This is a genomic window from Stutzerimonas stutzeri, from assembly GCF_000590475.1.
Lineage (GTDB): Bacteria > Pseudomonadota > Gammaproteobacteria > Pseudomonadales > Pseudomonadaceae > Stutzerimonas > Stutzerimonas stutzeri_D.
Genome location: NZ_CP007441.1, coordinates 3109323 through 3132422 on the forward strand (window position 1 = coordinate 3109323; position 23100 = coordinate 3132422).

The window sequence follows — 23100 nt, forward strand, 5'->3', positions numbered from 1 at the left end:
GTGCCGGCAACAGCCATTGGGAAACACAAACTGACAGAAAAGTAATGTTCCGCTCAGCTTGCCGAAAGCCTTCCCGCGCTATCTTCGATCCAGATAAAACGCCATGGGAAGGCCGCTTGACCTTGTCATAAGGGCAAGGTTGAAGATTCAGTCAAAGCCGGATGGGCCGGCGGCTGCGGAGGACTTCCCATGAGCTCCATCAATCTTCAGGTACAGGGCATGACGTGCGGCGCTTGTGTGCGTCACGTTACCCAGGCATTGAATCCCGTTTCAGGTGTCGACGCGATCGACGTCGATCTTGAGAACGGCCTGGTTCGCGTCGAAGGCAACCCGAACAGTACGACGCTGCTCGCCGCACTGAATGACGCTGGCTACCCGGCGCAACTCGCTAGCCAGGCAAACCCCGCGGCTGCACCCACCAAGGGTTGCGGCAGCGGCTGCGGTTGTCGCTGATTTCCGTTAACTGGAGTGTTTCATGACTATCACCCGATCCAAACTTGCTGTCATAGCCGCCTTGTTCATGGCTGGTAGTGCCCAGGCCGCCCAGGTCATTGACGTGCATCGCGACGCCAACTGCGGCTGTTGCAAAGACTGGGTCAAATATCTGCAGGCCAACGGCTTCGAGGTGCGCGATCACGTCGAGACCAACATGAGCGCGGTCAAACAGCAACTGGGTGTGGTACCTCGGCTGGGTTCCTGCCACACCGGCGTGATCGACGGCAAGTTCGTCGAAGGCCATGTGCCGGTCGCACAGATCCATGAGCTGCAACGTCGCCAGGATCTGCTCGGCGTAGCGGCACCCGGCATGCCGGCCGGCTCGCCCGGTATGGATTACGGCCAGCCCGCCCAGGCCTATCAGGTGATCGGCCTGACCACCGATGGCAAGGACGTGGTGATAGCGGACTATCCGGCAGATTGAAACGGGGCTGACCGCAACACCCTGACATCCTGCCGATGCTCGGCGTCGGCAGGTGCGTTCGACTACAGCTGATGGAACGGAACACCATGCGCTGCACCTCTTCGCGCCGCACCTTCGTCAAAGGCCTGGTCGCCAGCGGCGTTACCGCTGGGCTGGGCATCTGGCGCCAGCCGGTATGGGCCGTTGCACGGTCCGATCAGCCGAGTGATCAGGGCGTACTGGCCGGCACCGAGTTCGATCTGACCATCGATGCGATGACGGTCGAGTTCACCGACAAACGCCGCACCGCCATGGCCATCAACGGCAGCATTCCGGGCCCGCTGCTGCGCTGGCGCGAAGGCGATACCGTGACGCTGCGCGTGCGCAATCGCCTGCCGCAGGACACCTCGATCCACTGGCACGGCATCCTCCTGCCGGCCAACATGGACGGCGTACCCGGCTTCAGTTTTGCCGGCATCGCACCGGACGGCCTATACGAATACCGCTTCAAAGTGAGGCAGAGCGGGACCTATTGGTATCACAGCCACTCGGCCTTCCAGGAACAACTCGGCGTCTATGGCCCGTTGGTGATCGATCCGCTCGAACCCGAACCGTTCGAATACGAACGTGACTATGTGGTGATGCTCAGCGACTGGACCGATGAAAGCCCGGCACGGGTACTGGCCAAGCTGAAGAAACAGGCTGATTACTACAATCGCGGGCGGCGCACGCTGGGCGATTTCATCGATGACGTGGCCGAACAGGGTTGGAGCGAAACCCTGAGCAACCGCTGGGCCTGGGCGAAGATGAAGATGTCGCCGACCGATCTAGCCGATGTCAGCGGTGACACCTACACCTACCTGCTCAACGGCCAGGCGCCGGACGGTAACTGGACCGGCCTGTTCGAGGCCGCCGAGCGCATTCGCCTGCGGCTGATCAACGGCTCGGCGATGACCTATTTCGACTTCCGCATCCCTGGCCTCAAGCTCACCGTGGTCGCAGTGGACGGTCAGTATGTCGAAGCGGTTGAGGTCGACGAGCTGCGCCTGGCGGTGGCCGAAACGGTCGACATCATCGTCGCCCCGGATGCCAACGAGGACGCTTATACCCTGTTCGCCCAATCCATGGACCGCAGCGGTTATGCCCGCGGCACCCTGGCCGTGCGCCAAGGGCTGAGCGCGACGGTGCCCGAGCCCGATCCGCGGCCTGAACTGAGCATGAGCGACATGGGCCACGGCGATCACCGCTCGCATAGCGCGGGCGGCGCGCAGTCGTCGATGGGCCCTGGCGCCGTGGGGCATGACGGGATGAATCATGGCGAGATGGACCATGGGCAAAGGAATCACTCGCAGATGAATCAAGGACAGATGAATCATGCGGAAATGACCGGCATGGACCATTCGGCCATGAACCATGACACTGCCATGAGCAGCAGCCAGATGCAGACCCACCCAGCCAGCGAATCCGGCAATCCACTGGTGGACATGCAGACCATGACGCCGGCCGCCAAGCTGGACGACCCCGGCACCGGCCTGCGCGACAACGGTCGCCGTGTATTGACCTATGCCGACCTGCGCAGCGCTTTCCCCGACCCGGACGGCCGCGAGCCGACACGCACCATCGAACTGCACCTGACCGGCCACATGGAGCGCTTCGCCTGGTCATTCGATGGCATCCCCTTCGCCGATGCCGAACCGGTTCGCCTTACATATGGCGAGCGGGTGCGCTTCGTGCTGATCAACGACACCATGATGCACCACCCCATCCATTTGCACGGGATGTGGAGCGATCTGGAAGATGAGCACGGTAACTTCAAGCTGCGCAAGCACACCATCGACATGCCACCCGGATCCAGACGCAGCTACCGCGTCACCGCCGATGCCCTCGGCCGCTGGGCATATCACTGTCATATGCTGATGCACATGGACCTCGGGATGTTCCGTGAAGTCCGCGTAGAAGAATGAAGGAGAGCCCCATGACCACATTCAAGCAAAACACCCTGCTCGCCTTTGGCCTGTTCGCTGCCGTGCAACTGAACGCCGCTCTTGCGCAGAACGAACACGACGGACATCCCACCGAGAATGCACCGGGCGCCAAGGTCGCCCCGCATGCGACGCAACCCAAGCTGCAGCAAAACGGCACGATGCCAGGCATGGGTCACGACAAGATGATGCAGAGGCATGGCGGACACCTGGGCGATGGCCAGATGAACCAGGACATGCCCAAGGGAGCCGAACAGGGCCAGCAGCATGATCACTGACAGGCCGTCCGAAAATGCCTTCCAGGCGAAGCAGACCGTTTTCCGACAGTGCTGCCGGCTGCCCCTTGCTATCGCCCTGAGTCTCGCCGCTGCGGCGAGCCAGGCGCAGGAAGCCATGGACCATACCGGTCATGGTGCCCCGATGGACCACAGCCAAATGAATCACGGCACAGTGGATCACGGCGATATGCACCACGGCTCCCAGGGCTCCGCCGTCCATCCGCCAGCGACCGGAATTCCACCAGGACAGGAAACCCGTTCACCGGTACCAACCATTCGCGATGCGGACCGCGCCGCAGCGTTCCCTGATTTGCCACCGCACGAGATGCATCGGGGCGGGGCGAACTTTCTATTTCTCGCCGATCAATTGGAATGGCAGGATGCCGATGACGGCAGCGCGCTGGCCTGGGACCTGTCCGGCTGGCTCGGCAGTGACATCGACCGCCTGGCCTGGCGCTCCGAAGGCGAACGCACCAATGGCCATACCGAAGAGGCCGAACTGCAGCTGCTCTGGAATCATGCCATCAGCCCCTGGTGGGAGACTGTCGCGGGCATTCGCCAGGACTTCGAACCCGGCACAGCGCAAACCTGGGCGGCCGTTGGCGTGCAGGGAATGCCACTGTATGGGTTGGAAACCGACGTCACCGCCTTCATTGGCGAAGGCGGCCAGACCGCGCTGCGCCTGGAGGCTGAATACGACATGCTGCTGACTCAGCGCTGGGTACTGCAGTCCGTTGTCGAAATCAATCTGCATGGGCGCAATGACGAATCTCGCGGCGTCGGCTCTGGCCTTAGCGAGGCCAGCGCGGGTTTGCGCCTGCGCTACGAAATCAGCCGACAATTTGCACCGTACGTGGGAGTAAGCTGGAACCGTGCCTACGGCAACACCGCCGACCTGCGGCGTGTCGAAGGTGAAGATACAAACGAGGCCCGCCTGGTGGTGGGTGTCCGATTCTGGTTTTGAGAACACACCGACTCATGCTTAGAAGTCTGACGATATTGCTGCTGGCCGTCCTCGCGATTGCCCTGATCGGAGCGGGTGTGGTGTACACCGGCGTGATCAATATCGCCGCGGACAATCCCCACGCCTTGCCGATACACGCGCTGCTGGAAACTGCTCGCGAACGTTCCATTACGGTTCGCGCCCGGGACATCGAGGTACCGGACCTGAGCGATGCAGAGCTGATCCGGGCGGGTGCGGGCAACTACGACGCCATGTGCGTCGCGTGCCATCTGTCACCGGGTAGCGAGGGCACCGAACTGAGCAAAGGACTCAATCCGGCACCACCGGACCTCACGGACACCAACCGGATGCACGATCCGGCCAGTGATTTCTGGATCATCAAGCACGGGATCAAGGCCACCGGCATGCCTGCGTGGGGCAAGAGCATGGCCGATTCGAATATCTGGGGATTGGTCGCCCTTTTGGAGCAACTGCCGTCCCTGACGACCATGGAATACCGCGCGCTGGTGACAACGAGCAACGGCCATCAACACCATGGCGGCGAGACGCTCGACCACGAGAGCGGGCAGCCTGATTAGAACGATCACGGGCAGCGCCGTACGGACCACGACGGGAATCACCAACGGTCCGAGTCGACACCTGCCACCGATGCCATTAACACACCGGCGGTAACAAGCACGTTCATTGACGGACCTGCCACCGCGGCGTTGGGGAGCGTCGCAAGCGCCTTATGACGTTAGCTCGGCAGGACCTCGGCTGGGGACGCTTCGTTCTGGCTGGGCTGACGGTAGGCATCGCGCCAGTCCTGATAGCGCTGCTCTTGCCAGACGAGATGGTGCAGCCGCGCCATGCCGTCCGGATCGTTGAGCAGGCGCCAGCGTGTCGCTTCGACTGAACCATTGGGGCCGGCATCGAGAATTTGCTGCATGCGCTGTTCGCGCAGCAGTTCGGCACCGGGCACCACCTTGGCGTGACGCGCCCGTGCCATTGCGCACACCAGTGCGTTATAGATCGGATCCACCGTCGCGGCGACAAATCCGTCGTGCAAGGCATTGTCCTGATTCTGCCGGGTGTAGCGATCGGTCGAAGCCAGCTCCTGCGGAGGATTGAACTCCTCGGGAATCAGGAACAACTTGCGGCGAAAAGCCGCGAGGCCGAGGCCGGTGCGGCTGGTGATCACCGATACCGGCGCCGAGAGGATCAGCGAGACCACGATCGGCGCCAACCACCATAGGAACGCGGGATCGAGCCAGGCGACCAGGCCCGTCCAGAGCACACCCAGGAGCATCTGCGAACCATGCCGACGCAGGGCCTCGCCCCAGGGCGTGGCGTTGTCAGCGCGCTGCGGCGAGTTCCACTGCACCGACCAGCCGAGAAACGCGGCGGTTACGAATACCGTGTGAAACAGCATGCGCACCGGTGCCGCCAGCATCGAGAACAGGGTTTCCAGCAGCATCGACAGCAGCAGGCGAATGCGCCCGCCGTATTCGTGTGCGCCCTGAATCCAGATCAGCAGCACGCTGAGCAGCTTGGGCAGGAATAGCAGCGTCAAGGTCGCCGAGAACAGCGCAATGGCTTCCTGCGGATGCCACTGCGGCCACAGGGGGTACAGCTGGTTCGGCTGCAGGAAGTATTCCGGCACCATCAACGTGTGAATCGCCAGCAACCCGGTCGACAGCGCCAGGAAGACGAACCACAGCGGGGCCGACAGATAGGACATGACACCCGTGAGGAACACGAAGCGATGCACCGTGTGCATGCCCTTGACCAGGAACAGCCGGAAGTTCATCAGGTTGCCATGGCACCAGCGGCGGTCGCGCTTCAACTCGTCGAGCAGGTTTGGCGGCAGCTCTTCGTAGCTGCCCGGCAGATCGTAGGCGATCCACACACCCCAGCCGGCCCGCCGCATCAATGCGGCCTCGACGAAGTCATGGGACAGGATGTCGCCGGCGAAGGCGCCCTTGCCCGGCAGCGGCGCCAAGGCGCAATGCTCGATGAAGGGTTTGACCCGGATGATCGCGTTGTGACCCCAGTAATGGGACTCGCCCAGCTGCCAGAAATTGAGCCCGGCAGTGAACAGCGGGCCGTATACCCGCGTGGCGAACTGCTGCATCCGCGCATACAGCGTGTCCATACCCGACGCCTTCGGCGCGGTCTGGATGATGCCAGCGCCGGGATTGGCCTCCATCAGCCGGACCAGACTGGTCAGGCAATCACCACTCATCACACTGTCGGCGTCGAGCACCACCATGTAGCGATAGCTGCTGCCCCAGCGGCGGCAGAAGTCGTCAATATTGCCGCTCTTGCGCTTCACTCGGCGGCGCCGGCGGCGATAGAAGATGTGGCCGAAGCCGTCGACGTCCCGGCAGACCTCCAGCCAGGCCTTCTGTTCGGCGACACAGGTATCGGGATCGTTACTGTCGCTGAGGACGAAAATATCGAAATGCTCGATCTGCCCAGTCGCCAGCAGCGATTCGTAGGTGGCGCGCAAGCCGGCAAATACCCTTGATACGTCTTCGTTGGCGATCGGCATCACCAGCGCGGTGCGCGCCTCGCGTGGAATCGGTTCGTTACCGAGGGTACTGGCGGAAATGTTGAAGCGGTCATGCCCCTTGAGCAACTGGAAGAAGCCCATCAGCGCTGTCCAGAAACCCACCGACACCCAGCAAAACAGCAACGCGAACAGCATCAGGATGCTGGTTTGAACCACGTATGGCAGGATCTGCCTTGCAGACTCCTGCCATGGCTGCTGGAACACCTCCTGCAGATTCACCAAAGCCCAGCCCTGATAGGGCAGTACCCCCTTCATGTGCCAGGTGGCGATGACGGTCTGTACCAGCATCAGCACGAGCAAGGTCATGCGACGGTAGGCTGCTACCTTGCGCCAGCCCGAGCGATCGGCGGACTGAGCGGGGGGCAATTCCACCGTGCGATTCTTCTTGCGCAGCAAGCGCCACCAGCTCAGACGCAACACGTTGGTGTGCCAGGGTTCAGGCACCATCCGCGTACGCAAGATAGGCGGCGTCGACTGGATGCAGACGCGTCCTTGATGATCGCGCCCGAGCGCCCTGGCACGCTCCAGGGTTTCCCCCCAGCCGAGCCTCAACCGTGCAGCGACCGAGCCCAACAGATCGTCAGCACGCGCCTCACTGTCGCTGGCGGCCGGCAGGGTCCGAGCCAGAACCCGGTGCACATCCGCCAGGTCCCCACCCGCCTGTTCCACCTCGCGGCTCAGCGTCTGCCGTCGTTCGGCATCGAGCGGCAGCTGGCCGATATAGCGACCCGTAATCGAAGGATCCGCTGGATTATTCATAGGTCGGAATCTGGTAGCTCCAGGTCTCGGACAGCGTCTTTTCGCCCTCCACCAGCGCGGCTCGAAGCTCGACCGGTCGTTTAGGGTCGCGCACCTTCAACCGCAAGGTCAGACGCCAGCCCTTGGACACAGGGTTATAGCGCAGGTTGTTCTCCACCAACTCGGCGTTATCGCCGATGCTTACCCGGGTACTGATCGGCGCATCCGCTGGCAGCTCAGCCAGATTGGGTCCGACGAAGTCGACGATCAGCGCCGTACTGCCATCAGGTTGGCGAATCAGATTGGACTGCTTGACATCGCCAGTGGACAAACGCGTCTGGTGAACCCAAGCCAACGCGGGGTCATGCAGTGCGGGTTCGTCCGTGGTGAAATGCAAGCGATAGTCGAGATGCAGTGGCTCGCCGGGCTCCGGTCGTTTTTCGGGCACCCAGAAAGCGACGATGTTGTCGTTGGTCTCATCCGGTGTAGGAATCTCGATCAGCTCCACACGCCCCTTGCCCCAATCGCCTTTCGGCTCGACCCAGCCACTCGGGCGCAGATCGTAACGATCGTCGAGATCCTCGTAGCGGCCAAAGTCCCGGGTACGCTGAAGCAGCCCGAAACCACGCGGGTTTTCCACGCTGAAGCTGCTGATCGACAGTCGCTTGGGGTTGTTCAACGGTCGCCAGATCCACTCATCAGCGCCGGTATGGATCGCCAGCCCTTCGGAGTCGTGCAACTGCGGACGATAGTTGAGCAAATTGCTGGGTTGGTTGGCCCCGAACAGATACATGCTGGTAAGCGCGGCGATGCCGAGCTTTTCCACCGGCTCGCGCAGGTAGACACGCGCCTGCACATCGACGGTGCTGTCCTTGCCCGGCGTCACTACCATCCGATAGGCACCGGTGGCACGAGGGGAATCCAGCAGCGCGTAGATCACCAGATTGCGCCGATCGGCTTGCGGGCGCTCGACCCAGAATTCGCGGAAGCGCGGAAATTCCTCGCCACTCGGCAGCGCCGTATCGATCGCCAGGCCGCGCGCCGACAGGCCATATACCTGGCCCTTGCCGACTACCCGAAAATAGCTGGCGCCGAGCAAGGTCATCAGCTCATCCGCCTTGTCCGCCTTGTTCAATGGATAAAGCACTTTAAAACCGGCAAAGCCAAGATTCTTCAGCGCCGCTGGGTCGACTTGCACCTTGCCGAAATCGAACATCTCCGGCTCGTAGCGGATCTTCTCGACGCCCTTGGTGGTGATCTCGTTGATCCTCACCGGCACGTCGAAATGCATGCCCTGATGGTAGAACTGCAGCTCGAACGGCGTCGGCTGGTCGTGCCAGAGCGCCTTGTCCCCTCGAAAGCGCAGTTGCTGATAGTCGGCAAACGCCATGTTGCGGAACGCAGGCGGCAGGTTGCTCTGCGGCGCTGCGTAGCTTTCCGTCGCCAGTTTTTCAGCCTTTTTCGCTACATCGTCGAGATTGAACGCCCAGCCCTGAGTGGCAAACAGCCCCATGCACAGACTCAACGCCATTCCCAGCGCCCGACCCTTGCGAGCGCCAGTTTCGAAATGAACAGTACGTGACACATCGCCTCCTGAGCTATCACGATTACCGCCGACCGTTTTCCGGCCCGGTTTGCACTCGTTGGTCTACCGCAACGGGAAATGATTCCCTGCGCAAACAAGCGAAGCGGCGAATCATCCCATGCCGCACAACCGCCGGATAGCTACCTGAAGACGACTTTTTTCAGTCGCCGTTCGGCTCTGCATGGCCAACCCGAACGGGCCGGGGCCGCTGTAGCCCAACGGCGATCGCAGCGCATCACTGCAGCGTGAAACGCCCCGGCTTCACCCGTTGCGAATCCAAGCCAATCTGCACCTCAAAATCGCCCGGTTCGGCGGCGCGCTGCAGCTGCGCATTGACGAATTTCAGGTCGTCCTCGTCGAGGTTGAAATGAATCTCCCGCGTCTCTCCCGCCTTGAGGGCGACCTTGCGAAACGCCTTGAGTTCCTTCACCGGGCGGATCACCGAGGCCACTACATCGCGGATATACAACTGCACGACAGTCGCACCGTCACGCTGGCCGGTGTTCTTCAGCGTTACGCTGGCTTCCACCCCACCGTTACGCGGCATGGTCGGGCTCGACAAGCGCACGTCGGACAACTCGAAATCGGTGTAGCTCAGACCGTAGCCGAAGGGGTAAAGCGGACCATTGGGCTCCTCGAAATACTGTGAGGTGTAGTTTCCCGGCTTGCCCTCGACGTAGGGCCGGCCGACCCGCAAATGGTTGTAATAGGTCGGAATCTGACCCACCGAGCGCGGAAAGGAGATCGGCAGCTTGCCGGAGGGGTTGTAGCTACCGAACAGCACGTCGGCGATGGCGTGGCCGCCTTCAGTGCCGGTGAACCAGGTTTCCAGGATCGCATCGGCGTTCGCCTTCGCCCAGTTGAGGTCCAGCGGGCGGCCATTCATAAGCACCAGCACCAGAGGCTTACCGGTTTGCTTGAGTGCCCTCAGGAGTGCTTGTTGGCTCGGCGGAATCTGCAAGCTGGTGCGGCTCGACGCCTCATGGGACATGCCACGCGATTCGCCCACCGCGGCGACGACCACGTCGGCTTGTTTCGCGACGGCTACCGCTTCGGCAATCATCGCTTCGGGCGAGCGCGGGTCTTGCACCACCTCGGGGTTGTCCCAGTTGAGGAAGTTCAGGTACTCGATCATGTGCGGGTCGTCTGTGATATTGGCCCCCCGTGCATACAGCAGATTCGCCTTATCACCCAGCGCGTCGAGCATGCCCTGGCGCAGCGTCACCGATTGCTTGGCGACGCCCGCCGCGGACCAGCTGCCCATCATGTCGATAGGCGAATCGGCCAGCGGACCAACCAGCGCGATGGCTCCTTGCGGGGTCAGCGGCAGGGTCTGGCCATGGTTTTCCAGCAATACGATCGACTGCCGCGCCACCTCTCTCGCCGCCTCACGGTGCAGCCGACTTTCAGCGTTGACGTCTTCCGGATCGTCCTTCGCCGCGCCGATGCGCCGGAACGGATCATGAAACAGACCCATGTCGTATTTGGCGCCGAGCACCTCACGTACCGCCGTGTCGATTTCACCGATCTTTACCTCACCCGACTTCACCAGGCCTGGCAGCTCCTGGCGATACAGCGAGTCGGCCATGCTCATGTCGATGCCGGCCTTGATCGCCAACCGCGCCGCCTCGCGACCATCATCGGCCACGCCGTGGCGGATCAGCTCGCTGATGGCACCGTGGTCGCTAAGGGCGACGCCCTTGAAACCCCAGTCCCGGCGCAGCAGATCCTGCAACAACCAGGTGTTGGCGCTGGCCGGCACGCCGTTGATGGAGTTCAGCGCAACCATCACCCCACCCGCCCCGGCGTCGATGGCGGCGTGATACGGCGGCAGGAAGTCCTGATGCATGCGCATTGGACTCATGTCCACCACGTTGTAGTCGCGTCCGCCTTCGACCGCACCATAAAGGGCGAAGTGCTTGACGCTGGCGGTCACGCTGTCAGGCGCCCCGGGCGATTCGCCCTGATAGGCATGAACCATGGTGCGGGCGATCTCCGATACCAGATAGGGATCTTCGCCAAAGCCCTCGGAGGTCCGCCCCCAACGGGGATCACGGGAAATGTCGACCATCGGAGCGAACGTCATGTCCAGCCCATCGGCGCTGGCTTCGATGGCCGACACTCGGCCGCTGGTGGCGATGGTGTCCAGATCCCAGCTCGACGCCAGGCCCAGCCCGATGGGAAAGATGGTCCGATGGCCGTGCACCACGTCGTAGGCGAAGAAGATCGGGATCTTCATCCGGCTGCGCAGCGCGGCTTCCTGCATCGGTCGGTTGTCGGCACGCGTGACGGTGTTGAAGGTGCCGCCGATTTGGCCTCCCGCCAGCTCGTCGAGGATGCGCTCGCGCGGCATGTCCCCGCCGATGCTGATCAGTCGCAGCTGGCCAATCTTCTCCTCCAGGGTCATCTGCTCGATCAGGCCGGCAATGAAAGCCGGCTTGTCGTCCAGCAAAGGAGGCTGGGGCTCGGCGGCAACCGAATGCAGCGAAAGACCGGCCATGAGACCGAGCAGATAAAGCCTTTTCATTATTTGGATATTCCTTGGCCTGGGAGACTTCTAGGCGAACCAGTTGGGAGCCGGCTAGCCGGTAAAACACCGTTGAGTATGGATATTCCGCCGCGTTACAACCAGCCGAACAGAACGGAGAAACTGCATGGCGGCCTGGAACGACAGACACCTGCGCATGGAGGGTCCCCATTGAAGCGGATAGCAGAGGCCGCATCGGTCTGTGGGAAGCGCGCGCGCGAGCGAATTCAAGTCGCGCCTGGCCGAAAATTGTGTTTGCTACGAGCCGTCAGCAGCTGATCAGCTCGCACCTGAGTTTATCTAGCCGCCGCGAAATGTTTCACGGCACTCAGCCAGTCATCATCCAGCCGGTTCTGCTCGATATCCATCCCGCGCGCTTCCATCAATTCGCGGTGCCGGTCGATTTCATGGACCACCTCGCTGAGCGAGGCGCTGTTGCCGTCCAGCAGGTGCATTTGCGTCAGTCCCAGATGATAGAACCGCAGCAGCTTCATCGCCGCTGCATCCCCAGCTGTCACACCGGCGGTGACGTGGTGCATGACGTTGGTGATGCTCATCAGGCTACGCTTGAGGCGCCAGCCATAGGCCGCACACGCCATCCAGGCCTGTTTCCAGTACACAAAGCGCACCACTGCGATGGTCACGAACAACCCGACGACTACGCCCGCGATATTCCACCGCAGATTATCCCCGCCCGCCTCGCCGAATAGCGCAACAGCCAGTGTCGCCAGCGTCATCGCCAGGGCCGCGAAGGTCGCCACCACAACCAGTGTGCTGCGGCGCGTCTGCTGGCGATAGGTTTGCGGGTCGAGCGGTTTGATTTCGAATACCACCATGTTCGCTATCCTTGATTTGGACAAGATTGCTTGCGTTTGCATTATCACGCAGCCTGGCACCCCGTAGCTGACGCCGGGCAGCATTTGTACGGTCGCATCGCTAACGCAAGATCGCGATTCGAAGGTCGAACGCGAGCCTGAGCAGCCCCTGGCAGCAGCACCGCCGCTGTGACGCTGGCTTTCATGCGTCAAACGCAGCCTCTATGATCAGCACACCGGCCCGCCCAGATAAAAGGATCCTAACCATGAGCCGCTATGAGATCGCGTTTTCCGGTGAGCTCGCACCGGGCGCAAAACTTGAGCAGGTCGAGGCTAACCTGACCCGGTTGTTCCAGGCTGATGCGCAGCGGATCGCCGTGTTGTTTTCCGGTCGCCGCATCGTAATCAAGCAGGACCTCGACCACGCCAGCGTCGAGAAGTATCGCCAGGCCATGGCCCGCGCCGGTGCTATCGCCGAAGTCCGGCCGATGCCTGTGGAAGTCGAGGAAATCGAACTCGCCCCGCCGCCAACGGAAGCGCCTCCAACCGCCACTCAATCGCCCGCATCCCCGCATACCGGCGCAACCCCAGGTCGCCTGAAAGTGGTCCCGCGCGACGAGTACATGGCCGCCTTCGCCGAAGTCGAGGCCCCGGACTTCGGCATTGCACCAGCGGGCGCCGACCTGCAGGATGCCCGCCCGCCGGTGCAACCTCCCGCCGTCGATCTGTCGCAATTCAGCTTGGCGCCGGTCGGCAGCGACATGGCAGAGCGTCGCCGTGCTACCGACGTACCGGTGCCGGACACCTCGCACCTTAAACTGCAGGATTGACCGGCTTGGGCGGACATCCGCCCGAACTCATCCCACCGCAACAGGCTCCAAGGCTACAAGCCCTCAAAGTGCCTGTATGCAATGGACCTTGTCGTCGCCCGCCCCGAAGGCCTCTACTGCCCGCCCGGGAATTTCTACATCGATCCCTGGCGCCCGGTCGATCGCGCCGTCATCACCCACGCCCACGGCGATCATGCGCGCTGGGGCATGGGCCACTATCTGGCATCCCGCGACAGCGAAGGCATCCTGCGTTCGCGCATTGCCGCCGACATGCCGCTGCAAACGCTGGCCTACGGCGAGTCGATCGAGCATCACGGCGTAAAGCTGAGCTTTCACCCGGCCGGGCATGTGCTGGGGTCGGCACAGGTGCGGCTGGAATATAAGGGCGAAGTCTGGGTCGCATCGGGCGATTACAAAGTAGAACCGGACGCCACCTGCGCGCCCTTCGAGCCGGTGCGCTGCCACACCTTCATCACCGAATCGACCTTCGGCCTGCCGATCTACAAATGGCCGTCACAGGCGCAGGTATTCCGCGAGATCAACGACTGGTGGCGCGCCAACGCCGCCGCGGGCCGGCCGAGCGTGCTGTTCTGCTACGCTTTCGGCAAGGCCCAGCGCATCCTGCATGGCCTGGATGAAAGTATCGGCACCATCGTGGTCCATGGTGCGGTCGAGCCATTGAACAAGGTCTACCGTGAAGGCGGCGTTTACCTGCCACCCACCGTCTACGCGGGCGATTTGAAAAAAGGCGATCCGCGACTCAAACAGGCGATCGTCCTCGCCCCGCCTTCGGCCGGCGGCAGCACCTGGATGCGCCGGTTCGGCGATTACGCCGATGCCTTCGCCAGTGGCTGGATGATGCTGCGCGGCACCCGCCGCCGGCGCGGAGTGGATCGCGGCTTCGTGCTGTCCGACCACGCCGACTGGCCGGGCCTGCTCTGGGCCATCGAGCAAACCGGTGCCGAACGGGTGATGGTGACCCACGGTTCGGTCCCGGTACTGGTGCGCTATCTGCGCGAGATGCGCGGTCTCGATGCCCAGGCCTTCGAAACCGAATACGGTGAAGAAGACGACACGACTCAGGAGGCCGAATGATGCGCCAAGCGTCGAGCCAACGGCCCCACGAAGGCAGCTTCCGATGAAAGCCTTCGCCACGCTGTACAGCCGTCTCGATGCGACCACTTCGAGCAACGCCAAGCTCGCGGCCATGCGCGACTATTTCCGCGAGGCCGACCCCGCCGATGCCGCCTGGGCGGTGTACTTCCTGTCTGGTGGCAGACCGCGTCAGCTGGTGCCGACCCGCATCCTGCGCGAAACCGCCATGCAGGCCTCGAGGCTGCCGGACTGGTTGTTCGAGGAAAGTTATCAGGCGGTCGGAGACATGGCCGAAACCATTTCGCTGCTCATTCCCGAAGCCAAGCACAGCTCGGACGACGGCTTGGCCGTGTGGATGCAGGACAAGCTGTTGCCCCTGCGCGGCCTGCCGCCTGAAGAGCTGGCCGAGCGCCTGCCCGCGCTGTGGGCGCAACTGGACCGACTGAGCCTGATGGTCTGCATCAAGTTGATCACCGGCGCCTTTCGCGTTGGGGTTTCGAAACTGCTGGTGACGCGGGCGCTGGCCTCGCTGGTCGATCTCGATCCCAAACGCGTGGCCCAGCGGCTGGTTGGCTACACCGACCTGTCTCACCGCCCCAGCGCCGAAGGCTATCTGGCACTGATCGCCGACGAATCCGAACACGAGCACGCACAGCGCGGCGGCCAGCCCTACCCGTTCTTTCTCGCTCATTCGCTGCAGGCGCCGGTGGAAGAGTTCGACACGCTGCTCGGCGCGCCGGAGCACTGGCTCGTCGAGTGGAAGTGGGACGGCATCCGCGCCCAGTTGGTCAAGCGCGACGGGCAGATCTGGGTCTGGTCGCGCGGTGAGGAATTGGTCAGCGATCGCTTTCCCGAGCTGTGCGAGCTGGCCGGATGCCTGCCAGACGGCACGGTGATCGACGGTGAAATTCTGGTCTGGAAGCATGCCCCCGACGTATCGCCGAATGAGCTGTTCGACGTCCCCGAAGGCCAGTCGGCAGTGGGTTCCGAGCGATTCGGCGTGCAACCGTTCGCCCTGCTGCAACAGCGCATCGGCCGCAAGAACCTCACCACCAAGGTGCTGCAGGACGCGCCCGTTGCCGTGCTCGCCTACGACCTGCTGGAATGGCAGGGCGACGACTGGCGACAGCGCCCGCTGCGCGAGCGCCGACAGCGACTCGAGGCGGTGGTCGAGCAATGCCCCAACCCACGGCTGATGACCTCGCCACAGGTGGAAGGTCGCGACTGGCCGGACCTGGCCCGCCAGCGCGAGGCCTCACGCACCTTGGGCGTCGAAGGCATGATGATCAAGGCGCTGGCGGCGCAGTACGGTGTCGGCCGGACCAAGGATGTCGGCGTCTGGTGGAAATGGAAGGTCGACCCCTATTCGGTCGACGCGGTATTGATCTACGCCCAGCGTGGCCATGGTCGGCGCGCGAGCCTTTATACCGATTTCACCTTTGCCGTCTGGGATGGTGAACCGGGCGATCCCGAGCGCAAGCTGGTGCCCTTCGCCAAGGCCTATTCGGGCCTGACCGACGAGGAGATGCGCAAGGTTGACGCCATCGTGCGCAAGACCACGGTGGAGAAGTTTGGCCCGGTGCGCAGCGTGACGCCGACCCTGGTGTTCGAGCTCGGCTTCGAAGGCATCGCCGCCAGCAGCCGCCACAAGAGCGGCATCGCCGTGCGCTTTCCGCGCATGCTGCGCTGGCGCCTCGACAAGCCGGTGGACGAGGCCGACTCCCTGGAAACGTTGAAGGAGTTGCTCGGGTGAGCGGCTGGGTTGGCCGCCATTGCCTCGCCGAGCTATGCCGAACGCTACCGAGGCGCCAGCTGTTCCCACGCCGAGCATGGCAACGATCAGAGCCACCCAATGCACATCCGGCACCGAGCCGCCCTCACGCTCGCCCTAGCCCTAGCCCTAGCCCAACGAGGAGCCTGGCGAGCCAAGGTCAAGCGAGTTGCATCCGTGGGTACCTGAACGCAGGCACGTCGATGCACCCGCCGGCACGCCATCGCTGGCGCTACCTCGGATGAGTAGGCAGCCCAGCGCCCTCGGCGAGGCCTGGTTCGCCAGCCGTGGCTGGCAACCCTTCCCGTTCCAGCAGGACGTCTGGCAGGCGGTGCAAAACGGCGAATCCGGGCTGCTCCACGCAACGACTGGCTCAGGCAAAACCTACGCCGTCTGGCTGGGTGCGCTGAACCGATTCTCCGCTGCATCGGATGATCCGAACGAACCGCGAAAAAAGACCGCACCTTCAGATAAACCCGCGCCCCTGACTGTTCTTTGGATCACGCCCATGCGGGCGCTGGCGGCCGACACCGCCCGCGCGCTGCAGGCGCCGCTGGACGATCTGGGTAGCCACTGGAGCGTTGGCCTGCGCACCGGTGACACCGCCAGCGCCGAGCGCGCCCGTCAGAGCCGACGGCTGCCCAGTGCGCTGGTCACCACTCCGGAAAGCCTGACGCTTCTGCTGACCCGCGCTGATGCCCGTCAGGCCTTTGCTGGTTTGCGCATGCTGGTGGTGGACGAGTGGCACGAGCTGCTGGGCAACAAACGCGGCGTCCAGCTGCAACTGGCGCTGGCCCGGCTGCGCAGCTGGATGCCGGAGCTGATCGTATGGGGACTCTCCGCGACGCTGGGCAATCAGCCGCATGCGCTAGAGGTCTTGCTGCATCCGGGCCAGGGCCGGCTGGTGCAAGGCAAGGTCGACAAGCAGCTGCGCGTCGACACCCTGCTGCCGCCGAGCATCGAGCGCTTTCCCTGGGCGGGCCATCTCGGCCTGCGCATGCTGCCGCAAGTAGTCGAGGAGATCGAGTCGGCTGCGACCTCGCTGGTGTTCACCAATACCCGCTCGCAGTCGGAGCTCTGGTACCAGGCGATTCTCGAAGCGCGCCCGGATTGGGCCGGATTGATCGCCTTGCACCATGGCTCGCTGGCGCGCGAAGTGCGCGACTGGGTCGAGCTGGGGCTGAAGCAAGGCGCGTTGAAGGCTGTGGTCTGCACCTCCAGCCTGGATCTGGGCGTGGATTTCCTGCCGGTCGAGCGGGTGCTGCAGATCGGCTCGCCCAAAGGCGTAGCGCGGCTGATGCAGCGCGCCGGCCGTTCCGGTCACGCGCCGGGACGCGCTTCGCGGGTCACCCTGGTGCCAACCCACAGCTTCGAGGTGGTGGAGGCCGCCGCGGCCAAGGTCGCGGTTGCCGAACGACGGATCGAAGCGCGCAGCGCGCCGCACCGGCCGCTGGACGTACTGGTGCAACACCTGGTGAGCATGGCGCTGGGCGGCGGTTTTCGGCCCGAGGCACTGCTCAATGAAGTCCGACAGGCCTGGTCCTACCGCGACCTGGACAACGAACAATGGCAGTGGGCGCTGGCCTTCGTCCGCCACGGCGGGCACTCGCTGACGGCGTATCCGGACTATCAACGGGTCGAGCCGGACGAGACGGGTCTATGGAAAGTCCCCAGTCGGCGTGTCGCGCTGCGCCATCGAATGAGCATCGGCACCATCGTCAGCGATGCCAGCCTGACGGTGAAATTCTGGGCCAAGGGTGGCAGCGGTCGCTCCCTGGGCACCATCGAAGAAGGTTTCATTGCCCGCCTGCGCCCGGGTGACAACTTCCTGTTTGCCGGCCGGCTGCTGGAGTTGGTGCGGGTCGAGAACATGACCGCCTACGTCAGCCGCGCCACGGGCAGGAAGGCCGCCGTGCCGCGCTGGAATGGCGGGCGCATGCCGCTGTCCAGCGAACTCGCCGATGCGGTGGTCGAGCAGCTCGGCGCCGCCTCGCGTGGGGAGTTCGCGAACGAAGAGATGCGCCTGGTAGAACCGTTGCTGCGGGTACAGATGGACTGGTCGACGCTGCCGACCGAAACCACGCTGTTGGCCGAAGTGATGAAATCCCGCGAAGGTTGGCACCTGTTTCTTTACCCGTTCGCCGGCCGCCACGTGCATTTGGGGCTCGCCAGTCTGCTGGCCTGGCGCATGGGCCAGCGGCAGCCGGTAACCTTTTCCATTGCGGTGAACGACTACGGCTTCGAGTTGCTCTCAGCGACCGAAGTGGACTGGCAATACTGGCTGACCCCGACCTTGTTCAGTCGGGACGATCTATTGCATGACGTACTCGCCAGCCTCAACGCCGGCGAACTGGCGCGCCGGCGTTTTCGCGAAATCGCCCGCATCGCTGGCCTGGTGTTTTCCGGTTATCCCGGCGCGCAGAAAAGCGCGCGGCAATTGCAGGCGTCCAGCGGGCTGTTCTTCGATGTGTTCCGTCAGTACGACCCGAGCAATCTGCTGCTGACCCAGGCCGAGGAAGAAGTGCTGCGCCAGGAGCTGGAAGTCGAGCGACTCGAACAGACGCTGACGCGGCTACAGCAGCGCCGGCTGGATATCCACCCCGTCAGGCGCACCACACCCTTGGCGTTCCCGCTGATGGTGGAGCGGTTCCGCGAAAGCATGAGCTCGGAGAAGCTGGCCGATCGCATTCGACGGATGGTCGCCGAACTGGACAAGGCCGCAGGGCCCGGCGGCTATCAGCCGGAAGCGGACGCCAGCATTGCCGTGGAACGCGAGACCAGCCCGAAGCGTAAGCCGCGTGCGACCAAGGACGGCACGCCACGGCCAAAAAAGGCGCGGCGTATGCGCTGAAAACGTCGTGGCGATGAAAAAAGGTTTCCGCCCGCCCCTAAAAAGTGAAGCTTCATCCCGGGGTCGGGCCTCTCACAAGACCAAGAGCAGCCCGCACCACACCGCTTTAGTCGAGGCGCGCCCCGCGACGAAAGCAAGCTTGCGAACGCCCAAACAAGCACAGCTTCGTCTCGAGGCGGGCCTCCCAAACAACGTCAAAAGCAGCCTACACCGACATAGGAGCCGCCACTCGTGCGCGATAAACTGCCGACATGACCCCACACCTGCCCATCGAACTGGAGCAAACCGAGCTCTGGCTGCTCGCCGACAAGGCCATCTACTGGCCAGAACGCCAGGCGCTGCTGATTGCCGACATCCACTTCGGCAAGGCCGCCGCGTATCGTCGTCTCGGACAGCCAGTGCCGCATGGCACCACACAAACCAATCTGCTGCGGCTCGACGCGCTGCTGGCGCGCTACCCATGCCATCAGTTGATATTTCTCGGCGACTTTCTGCACGCGCCGGAATCCCAGACGCCTGCCGTTCTGGCGCAACTCCACCAATGGCGCGCCGCTCATCCTGAGCTCGCCATCACGCTGATCCGCGGCAACCATGATCGGCGTGCCGGTGATCCTCCAGCGAGTCTCGACATGGCAGTGGTCCCCGAGCCCCTGCTGCTCGGCCCTTTCGCTTTGCAGCATGAGCCCGACCCTCACGCCACCCACCATGTGCTGGCCGGTCATCTGCACCCGGCTTTGCGCCTCAGCGGGCGCGGTCGCCAGAGCCTTCGCCTGCCCTGCTTCTGCATCGGCGAGCGGGTGAGCCTGCTGCCTGCCTTCGGCGATTTCACCGGAATGATGGAAATCGACGCCAACGCGGGTCGGCGTCTGTATGTGGTTGGGGATAACAGTGTGTGGCGGGTGACTTGACCGGGGATCAGGCCTGCGAAATACCGGTTACGGTGATACCAAAGCGCTCGGCCAGGCGTGTGGCCGGCGTTTCCTCGATGTCTGGATCGTGCTCGTAGGCATCCTCCTCTCCGGCATAGTCCAGTTCAGCCCTCTGCGTAACCAGCGCTACCGCCTCGTCTATATCCGGCTGATGATCGGATTCAGTCCTGAGGATGGATGTGTTGCCGTCTTTGCTGTACGCGATGATCCAAGTCGTCATGGATGCCCCCTCTTCTAGCGCCTTCGGCAAATTGGTTCGCCGATGTCGGCGTCGCTTTGTTTAGAGACTAGCCCGTCGTGTTCGGTTCTGCCGCTTATGCTTGATTCGGACGATCTGCCGAACGGTCTGAACAGGGCTTTAGAGCGTAGGTCATCGATAGGGAGGAGAACAGGAGACGAGGCCATGATTCGATCACGCCCCCGGCCTACCGAGGCGACCGATGAACAACTGGTCGAACTGCTGCGCCACCACGCGACGCCGCTGCCGGCGATCGATGACCCGGCGTTCGCGGCCCACTTCGACGCGTTCGCCGACGCGCGGGTCGTATTGATCGGTGAGGCCAGCCACGGTACGTCCGAGTTCTACCGCGCTCGAGCAGCCATTACCCGACGGCTGGTCGAGCACCATGGTTTCAACATCATCGCCGCCGAAGCGGACTGGCCGGATGCGGCGAAGATCGACCGCTACGTACGCCACCAACAGCCACCGAGCTGGGTCGAGGAAGGTTTCAAGCGCTTCCCGACCTGGATGTGGCGCAACCAGGAAGTCGCCGATTTCGCCGGTTGGTTGCGCAGTCACAACGAAGCCCTGGCACCCGAGCAACGCGTGGAGTTTCGCGGCCTGGACGTTTACAGCCTCGGCTCCTCGATCCGCGAAGTGCTGGACTATCTCGACCGCGTCGATCCGCAGGCTGCCAGCGCTGCGCGCCGCCGCTATGGTTGCCTCAGCCCTTGGCATGAAGAACCGGCCATTTATGGCCATCAGGTGATGCTTGGCGAGCCGTCCTGCGAGCACGCGGTCGTCGAGCAATTGAGTGAGCTGCTCGATCAACGGCTGCAATACCTCGAACGGGACGGCGGCAGCTTCTTCAACGCCGAGCGCAACGCCCGCGTGGTACTCGCGGCGGAGCAATACTACCGGGCCATGTACCAGGGTTCGGCGGAATCCTGGAACCTGCGCGACCGGCATATGTTCGACACCCTACGCGCGCTGCTGGATCACCGTGGCGCCGACGCCAAAGCCGTGGTCTGGGCACACAACTCGCACATCGGCAATGCCGCGTCGACGTCCATGGGCTGGGGCGGCGAATTCAACATCGGCGAACTGTGCCGTACGGCCTTCGGGCGCGACGCGGTGCTAATCGGGATGGCCACCGATCGCGGCGAAGTGGCGGCTGCGGACAACTGGGACGAGCCGATGCAACTCAAGCAGGTCCGCCCGTCACGCTCGGACAGCTGGGAGCAACTGTTCCTGCGCACCGGCATCGCCGCGTCACTGACCAGCTGGCGCGAAGATGCGCCGTTGCGCCAGGCCTTGGCCAGACCGCGCCTGGAGCGGGCCATCGGCGTCATCTACCGCCCGGCCACCGAACGTCAGAGTCATTATTTCCAGGCTGTATTGTCCGAACAATTCGACGCCCTGATCTGGCTGGAGCAGACCACTGCGGTGTCGCCGATCGGCCCTCAGCAGATCGACGATGAAATCGTTCCGGATACCTACCCATTCGGAGAGTGAGCCATGCGTGCGTTCCTGCCTGAATCCCATTTGTTTCGCGACCGCAGCCATGCCGGCCAGGAACTGGCCGAAGCACTGCAGCACTTAGCCGACCTGAAACCGCTGGTGCTCGCCCTACCCCGTGGCGGCGTCCCCGTTGCCTTTGAGGTGGCGCGCATCCTCAAGGCCCCGCTCGATCTGGTGCTGGTGCGCAAGATCGGTGCGCCCGGCAATGAAGAGCTGGCGCTGGGCGCGGTGGTCGACGGCGCCGAGCCGAAGTGGGTGATCAATCAGGAGTTGTTCAACCAGCTCGCGCCACCGCCTGACTGGTTCGAGAAGGAAATGCAGCGCCAACTCGCCGAATTGGAGCGTCGCCGCCAGCGTTATTGTGGCGGGCGGGCCGCACCGGCGCTCAACGGCCGCTGCGTGATCGTAATCGACGACGGCGTCGCCACGGGCGCCACCGTAAGGGCTGCGCTGAAGGGATTGAAACAATCCAGCCCCAGCAGAATCGTGCTCGCCGTGCCCGTGGGGCCGCGTGTGGAAATCGAAATGCTGAGAACAGAGGTGGACGAACTGGTCTGCTTGGCGATGCCCGAACCGTTCATCGGCGTCGGACGTCATTACGGTGACTTCGAGCAGACGAACGACGAGCAGGTCATCGACCTGCTCGCGCGTGCTCAGGCCTTCGCTACAGACACATCGGAGGCCCGAATTTGAAGTCAAGCCACCGGAGCGGGCGGCGGCTGGTCCGGAATGGTCGGTTCGCCCGGCTCACTCGGTAAATCCGGTACGCCGGGCTCTTCCGGGTCGCCCGGCACGCCGTTGGCCTGCAGGCCGTAGCTATCCAGCGGATCCGTATAACGGACGGATTCATTTCCCATGTCGTTGCCCTCCACTACATTGGCCGGCAGTCCCGGCAGGTCTATAGCTGTAGAGGGCGCGTGAGCGGGTTCGATCCGTCCATCTGTCGGGCGTGACCGCCCGGCATTACCACATCAGATCGTCAGGAATCTGGTAAGCGGCGTAGGGATCGTCCGCATCCGGGGCTTCAGTCTGGGTATTGAGCTGAACGATGCGGCGCGGATCGCGCTCCTGAATCTTCAGCGCCGCCTCGCGCGGAATCACCTCGTAACCTCCACCGTGCCGGACGATCGCCAGCGAGCCGCTAGACAGCTTGTCACGCATCAGCTTGTTCACCGACAGGCGCTTGACCTTCTTGTCGTCGACGAAGTTGTAGTAATCCTCGGTGGTCAGTTTGGGCAGGCGGCTGGTCTCGATCAGTTGCTTGATCTGCGCGGTGCGCGCCTTCTGCGCAGCTTTTTCCTGCTGCTGACGGTTCAGTTCCTGATCACGGGCGAGCTTTTCGGCCTGGGCCTTGAGTGCCGCTTCACGCTGAGAGTCGTCCTTTTCGACCTGGCCTTTCTTCACCAGGCGTTGCTGTTTTTGCTGTTGCTTGCCGGCCTGCTTGGCCTGCTTCTCATTGACCAGCCCGGCTTTGAGCAGCTGATCGCGAAGGGAAAGACTCATGTGTCGGCTCGTCTCGTGGTGAATTCAAAAAATGGGCGC

20 protein-coding genes are annotated in these 23100 nt (G+C 63.2%); 13 read left to right on the forward strand and 7 right to left on the reverse strand.

Annotation, left to right across the window (positions count from 1 at the left end):
- Window positions 1-189 precede the first annotated feature (189 nt).
- The 6 genes from CH92_RS14175 to CH92_RS14200 all read left to right on the forward strand — a co-directional run bounded on the left by CH92_RS14175 (window position 190) and on the right by CH92_RS14200 (window position 4700).
- A complete protein-coding gene (locus CH92_RS14175) occupies window positions 190-453 on the forward strand; it encodes a heavy-metal-associated domain-containing protein (RefSeq protein WP_025242427.1) in 264 nt (87 codons plus the stop codon).
- A gap of 22 nt (window positions 454-475) precedes the next feature.
- The gene (locus tag CH92_RS14180) at window positions 476-919 is read left to right on the forward strand and encodes a DUF411 domain-containing protein (protein WP_038623030.1); all 444 of its coding nucleotides are present in this window, start codon (window positions 476-478) and stop codon (window positions 917-919) included.
- A gap of 86 nt (window positions 920-1005) precedes the next feature.
- Window positions 1006-2862: a copper resistance system multicopper oxidase gene (locus CH92_RS14185; protein ID WP_025242429.1), complete on the forward strand. Its 1857-nt coding sequence runs from the start codon at window positions 1006-1008 to the stop codon at window positions 2860-2862.
- Between the two features lie 11 nt (window positions 2863-2873).
- The gene (locus CH92_RS14190; protein WP_025242430.1) at window positions 2874-3158 is read left to right on the forward strand and encodes a hypothetical protein; all 285 of its coding nucleotides are present in this window, start codon (window positions 2874-2876) and stop codon (window positions 3156-3158) included.
- A gap of 115 nt (window positions 3159-3273) precedes the next feature.
- The gene (locus CH92_RS14195; RefSeq protein ID WP_235206227.1) at window positions 3274-4122 is read left to right on the forward strand and encodes a copper resistance protein B; all 849 of its coding nucleotides are present in this window, start codon (window positions 3274-3276) and stop codon (window positions 4120-4122) included.
- 14 nt (window positions 4123-4136) lie between these two features.
- Complete coding sequence (locus tag CH92_RS14200) at window positions 4137-4700, forward strand: c-type cytochrome (RefSeq protein WP_144381009.1); 564 nt, start codon at window positions 4137-4139, stop codon at window positions 4698-4700.
- Between the two features lie 158 nt (window positions 4701-4858).
- Here the strand turns inward: CH92_RS14200 and mdoH are convergent, their stop codons facing one another.
- The 4 genes from mdoH to CH92_RS14220 form a co-directional block, all read right to left on the reverse strand.
- Entirely contained in the window at window positions 4859-7435 is a 2577-nt protein-coding gene (gene mdoH, locus CH92_RS14205; protein WP_025242432.1) for a glucans biosynthesis glucosyltransferase MdoH, read from the reverse strand.
- Entirely contained in the window at window positions 7428-8945 is a 1518-nt protein-coding gene (locus CH92_RS14210) for a glucan biosynthesis protein G (protein ID WP_051517611.1), read from the reverse strand. The genes mdoH and CH92_RS14210 overlap by 8 nt, the downstream gene beginning before the upstream one ends.
- 289 nt (window positions 8946-9234) lie before the next feature.
- Window positions 9235-11526, reverse strand: a complete 2292-nt coding sequence (gene bglX, locus CH92_RS14215; RefSeq protein ID WP_025242434.1) for a beta-glucosidase BglX — start codon at window positions 11524-11526, stop codon at window positions 9235-9237.
- A 296-nt stretch (window positions 11527-11822) separates the two neighbouring features.
- Window positions 11823-12362: a DUF3087 domain-containing protein gene (locus tag CH92_RS14220; protein ID WP_025242435.1), complete on the reverse strand. Its 540-nt coding sequence runs from the start codon at window positions 12360-12362 to the stop codon at window positions 11823-11825.
- Between the two features lie 245 nt (window positions 12363-12607).
- Here CH92_RS14220 and CH92_RS14225 point away from each other — a divergent pair, with 245 nt between their 5' ends.
- The 5 genes from CH92_RS14225 (at window position 12608) to pdeM (ending at window position 19796) form a co-directional block, all read left to right on the forward strand.
- Window positions 12608-13171, forward strand: a complete 564-nt coding sequence (locus CH92_RS14225) for a hypothetical protein (RefSeq protein WP_025242436.1) — start codon at window positions 12608-12610, stop codon at window positions 13169-13171.
- Window positions 13172-13252: 81 nt separating this feature from the next.
- Window positions 13253-14266, forward strand: a complete 1014-nt coding sequence (locus CH92_RS14230; protein WP_025242437.1) for a ligase-associated DNA damage response exonuclease — start codon at window positions 13253-13255, stop codon at window positions 14264-14266.
- Between the two features lie 43 nt (window positions 14267-14309).
- On the forward strand, window positions 14310-16019 hold the full coding sequence (locus tag CH92_RS14235; protein WP_025242438.1) for an ATP-dependent DNA ligase: 1710 nt from the start codon (window positions 14310-14312) through the stop codon (window positions 16017-16019).
- A gap of 259 nt (window positions 16020-16278) precedes the next feature.
- The gene (locus CH92_RS14240; protein ID WP_025242439.1) at window positions 16279-18888 is read left to right on the forward strand and encodes a ligase-associated DNA damage response DEXH box helicase; all 2610 of its coding nucleotides are present in this window, start codon (window positions 16279-16281) and stop codon (window positions 18886-18888) included.
- Window positions 18889-19139: 251 nt separating this feature from the next.
- Window positions 19140-19796, forward strand: coding sequence for a ligase-associated DNA damage response endonuclease PdeM (gene pdeM, locus CH92_RS14245; RefSeq protein ID WP_025242440.1), 657 nt, complete (start codon window positions 19140-19142; stop codon window positions 19794-19796).
- 7 nt (window positions 19797-19803) lie between these two features.
- Here pdeM and CH92_RS14250 read toward each other — a convergent pair whose 3' ends face one another.
- Window positions 19804-20037, reverse strand: coding sequence for a hypothetical protein (locus CH92_RS14250; protein WP_025242441.1), 234 nt, complete (start codon window positions 20035-20037; stop codon window positions 19804-19806).
- A 183-nt stretch (window positions 20038-20220) separates the two neighbouring features.
- On the opposite strand from CH92_RS14250, the gene CH92_RS14255 reads away from it, so the two are divergent.
- Entirely contained in the window at window positions 20221-21552 is a 1332-nt protein-coding gene (locus CH92_RS14255) for an erythromycin esterase family protein (RefSeq protein ID WP_025242442.1), read from the forward strand.
- A 3-nt stretch (window positions 21553-21555) separates the two neighbouring features.
- The gene (locus tag CH92_RS14260) at window positions 21556-22251 is read left to right on the forward strand and encodes a phosphoribosyltransferase (RefSeq protein ID WP_025242443.1); all 696 of its coding nucleotides are present in this window, start codon (window positions 21556-21558) and stop codon (window positions 22249-22251) included.
- Between the two features lie 2 nt (window positions 22252-22253).
- Here the strand turns inward: CH92_RS14260 and CH92_RS22130 are convergent, their stop codons facing one another.
- Complete coding sequence (locus tag CH92_RS22130; RefSeq protein ID WP_167332189.1) at window positions 22254-22415, reverse strand: hypothetical protein; 162 nt, start codon at window positions 22413-22415, stop codon at window positions 22254-22256.
- Between the two features lie 106 nt (window positions 22416-22521).
- On the reverse strand, window positions 22522-23061 hold the full coding sequence (locus tag CH92_RS14265) for a DUF2058 domain-containing protein (protein WP_025242444.1): 540 nt from the start codon (window positions 23059-23061) through the stop codon (window positions 22522-22524).
- Window positions 23062-23100: the final 39 nt, after the last annotated feature.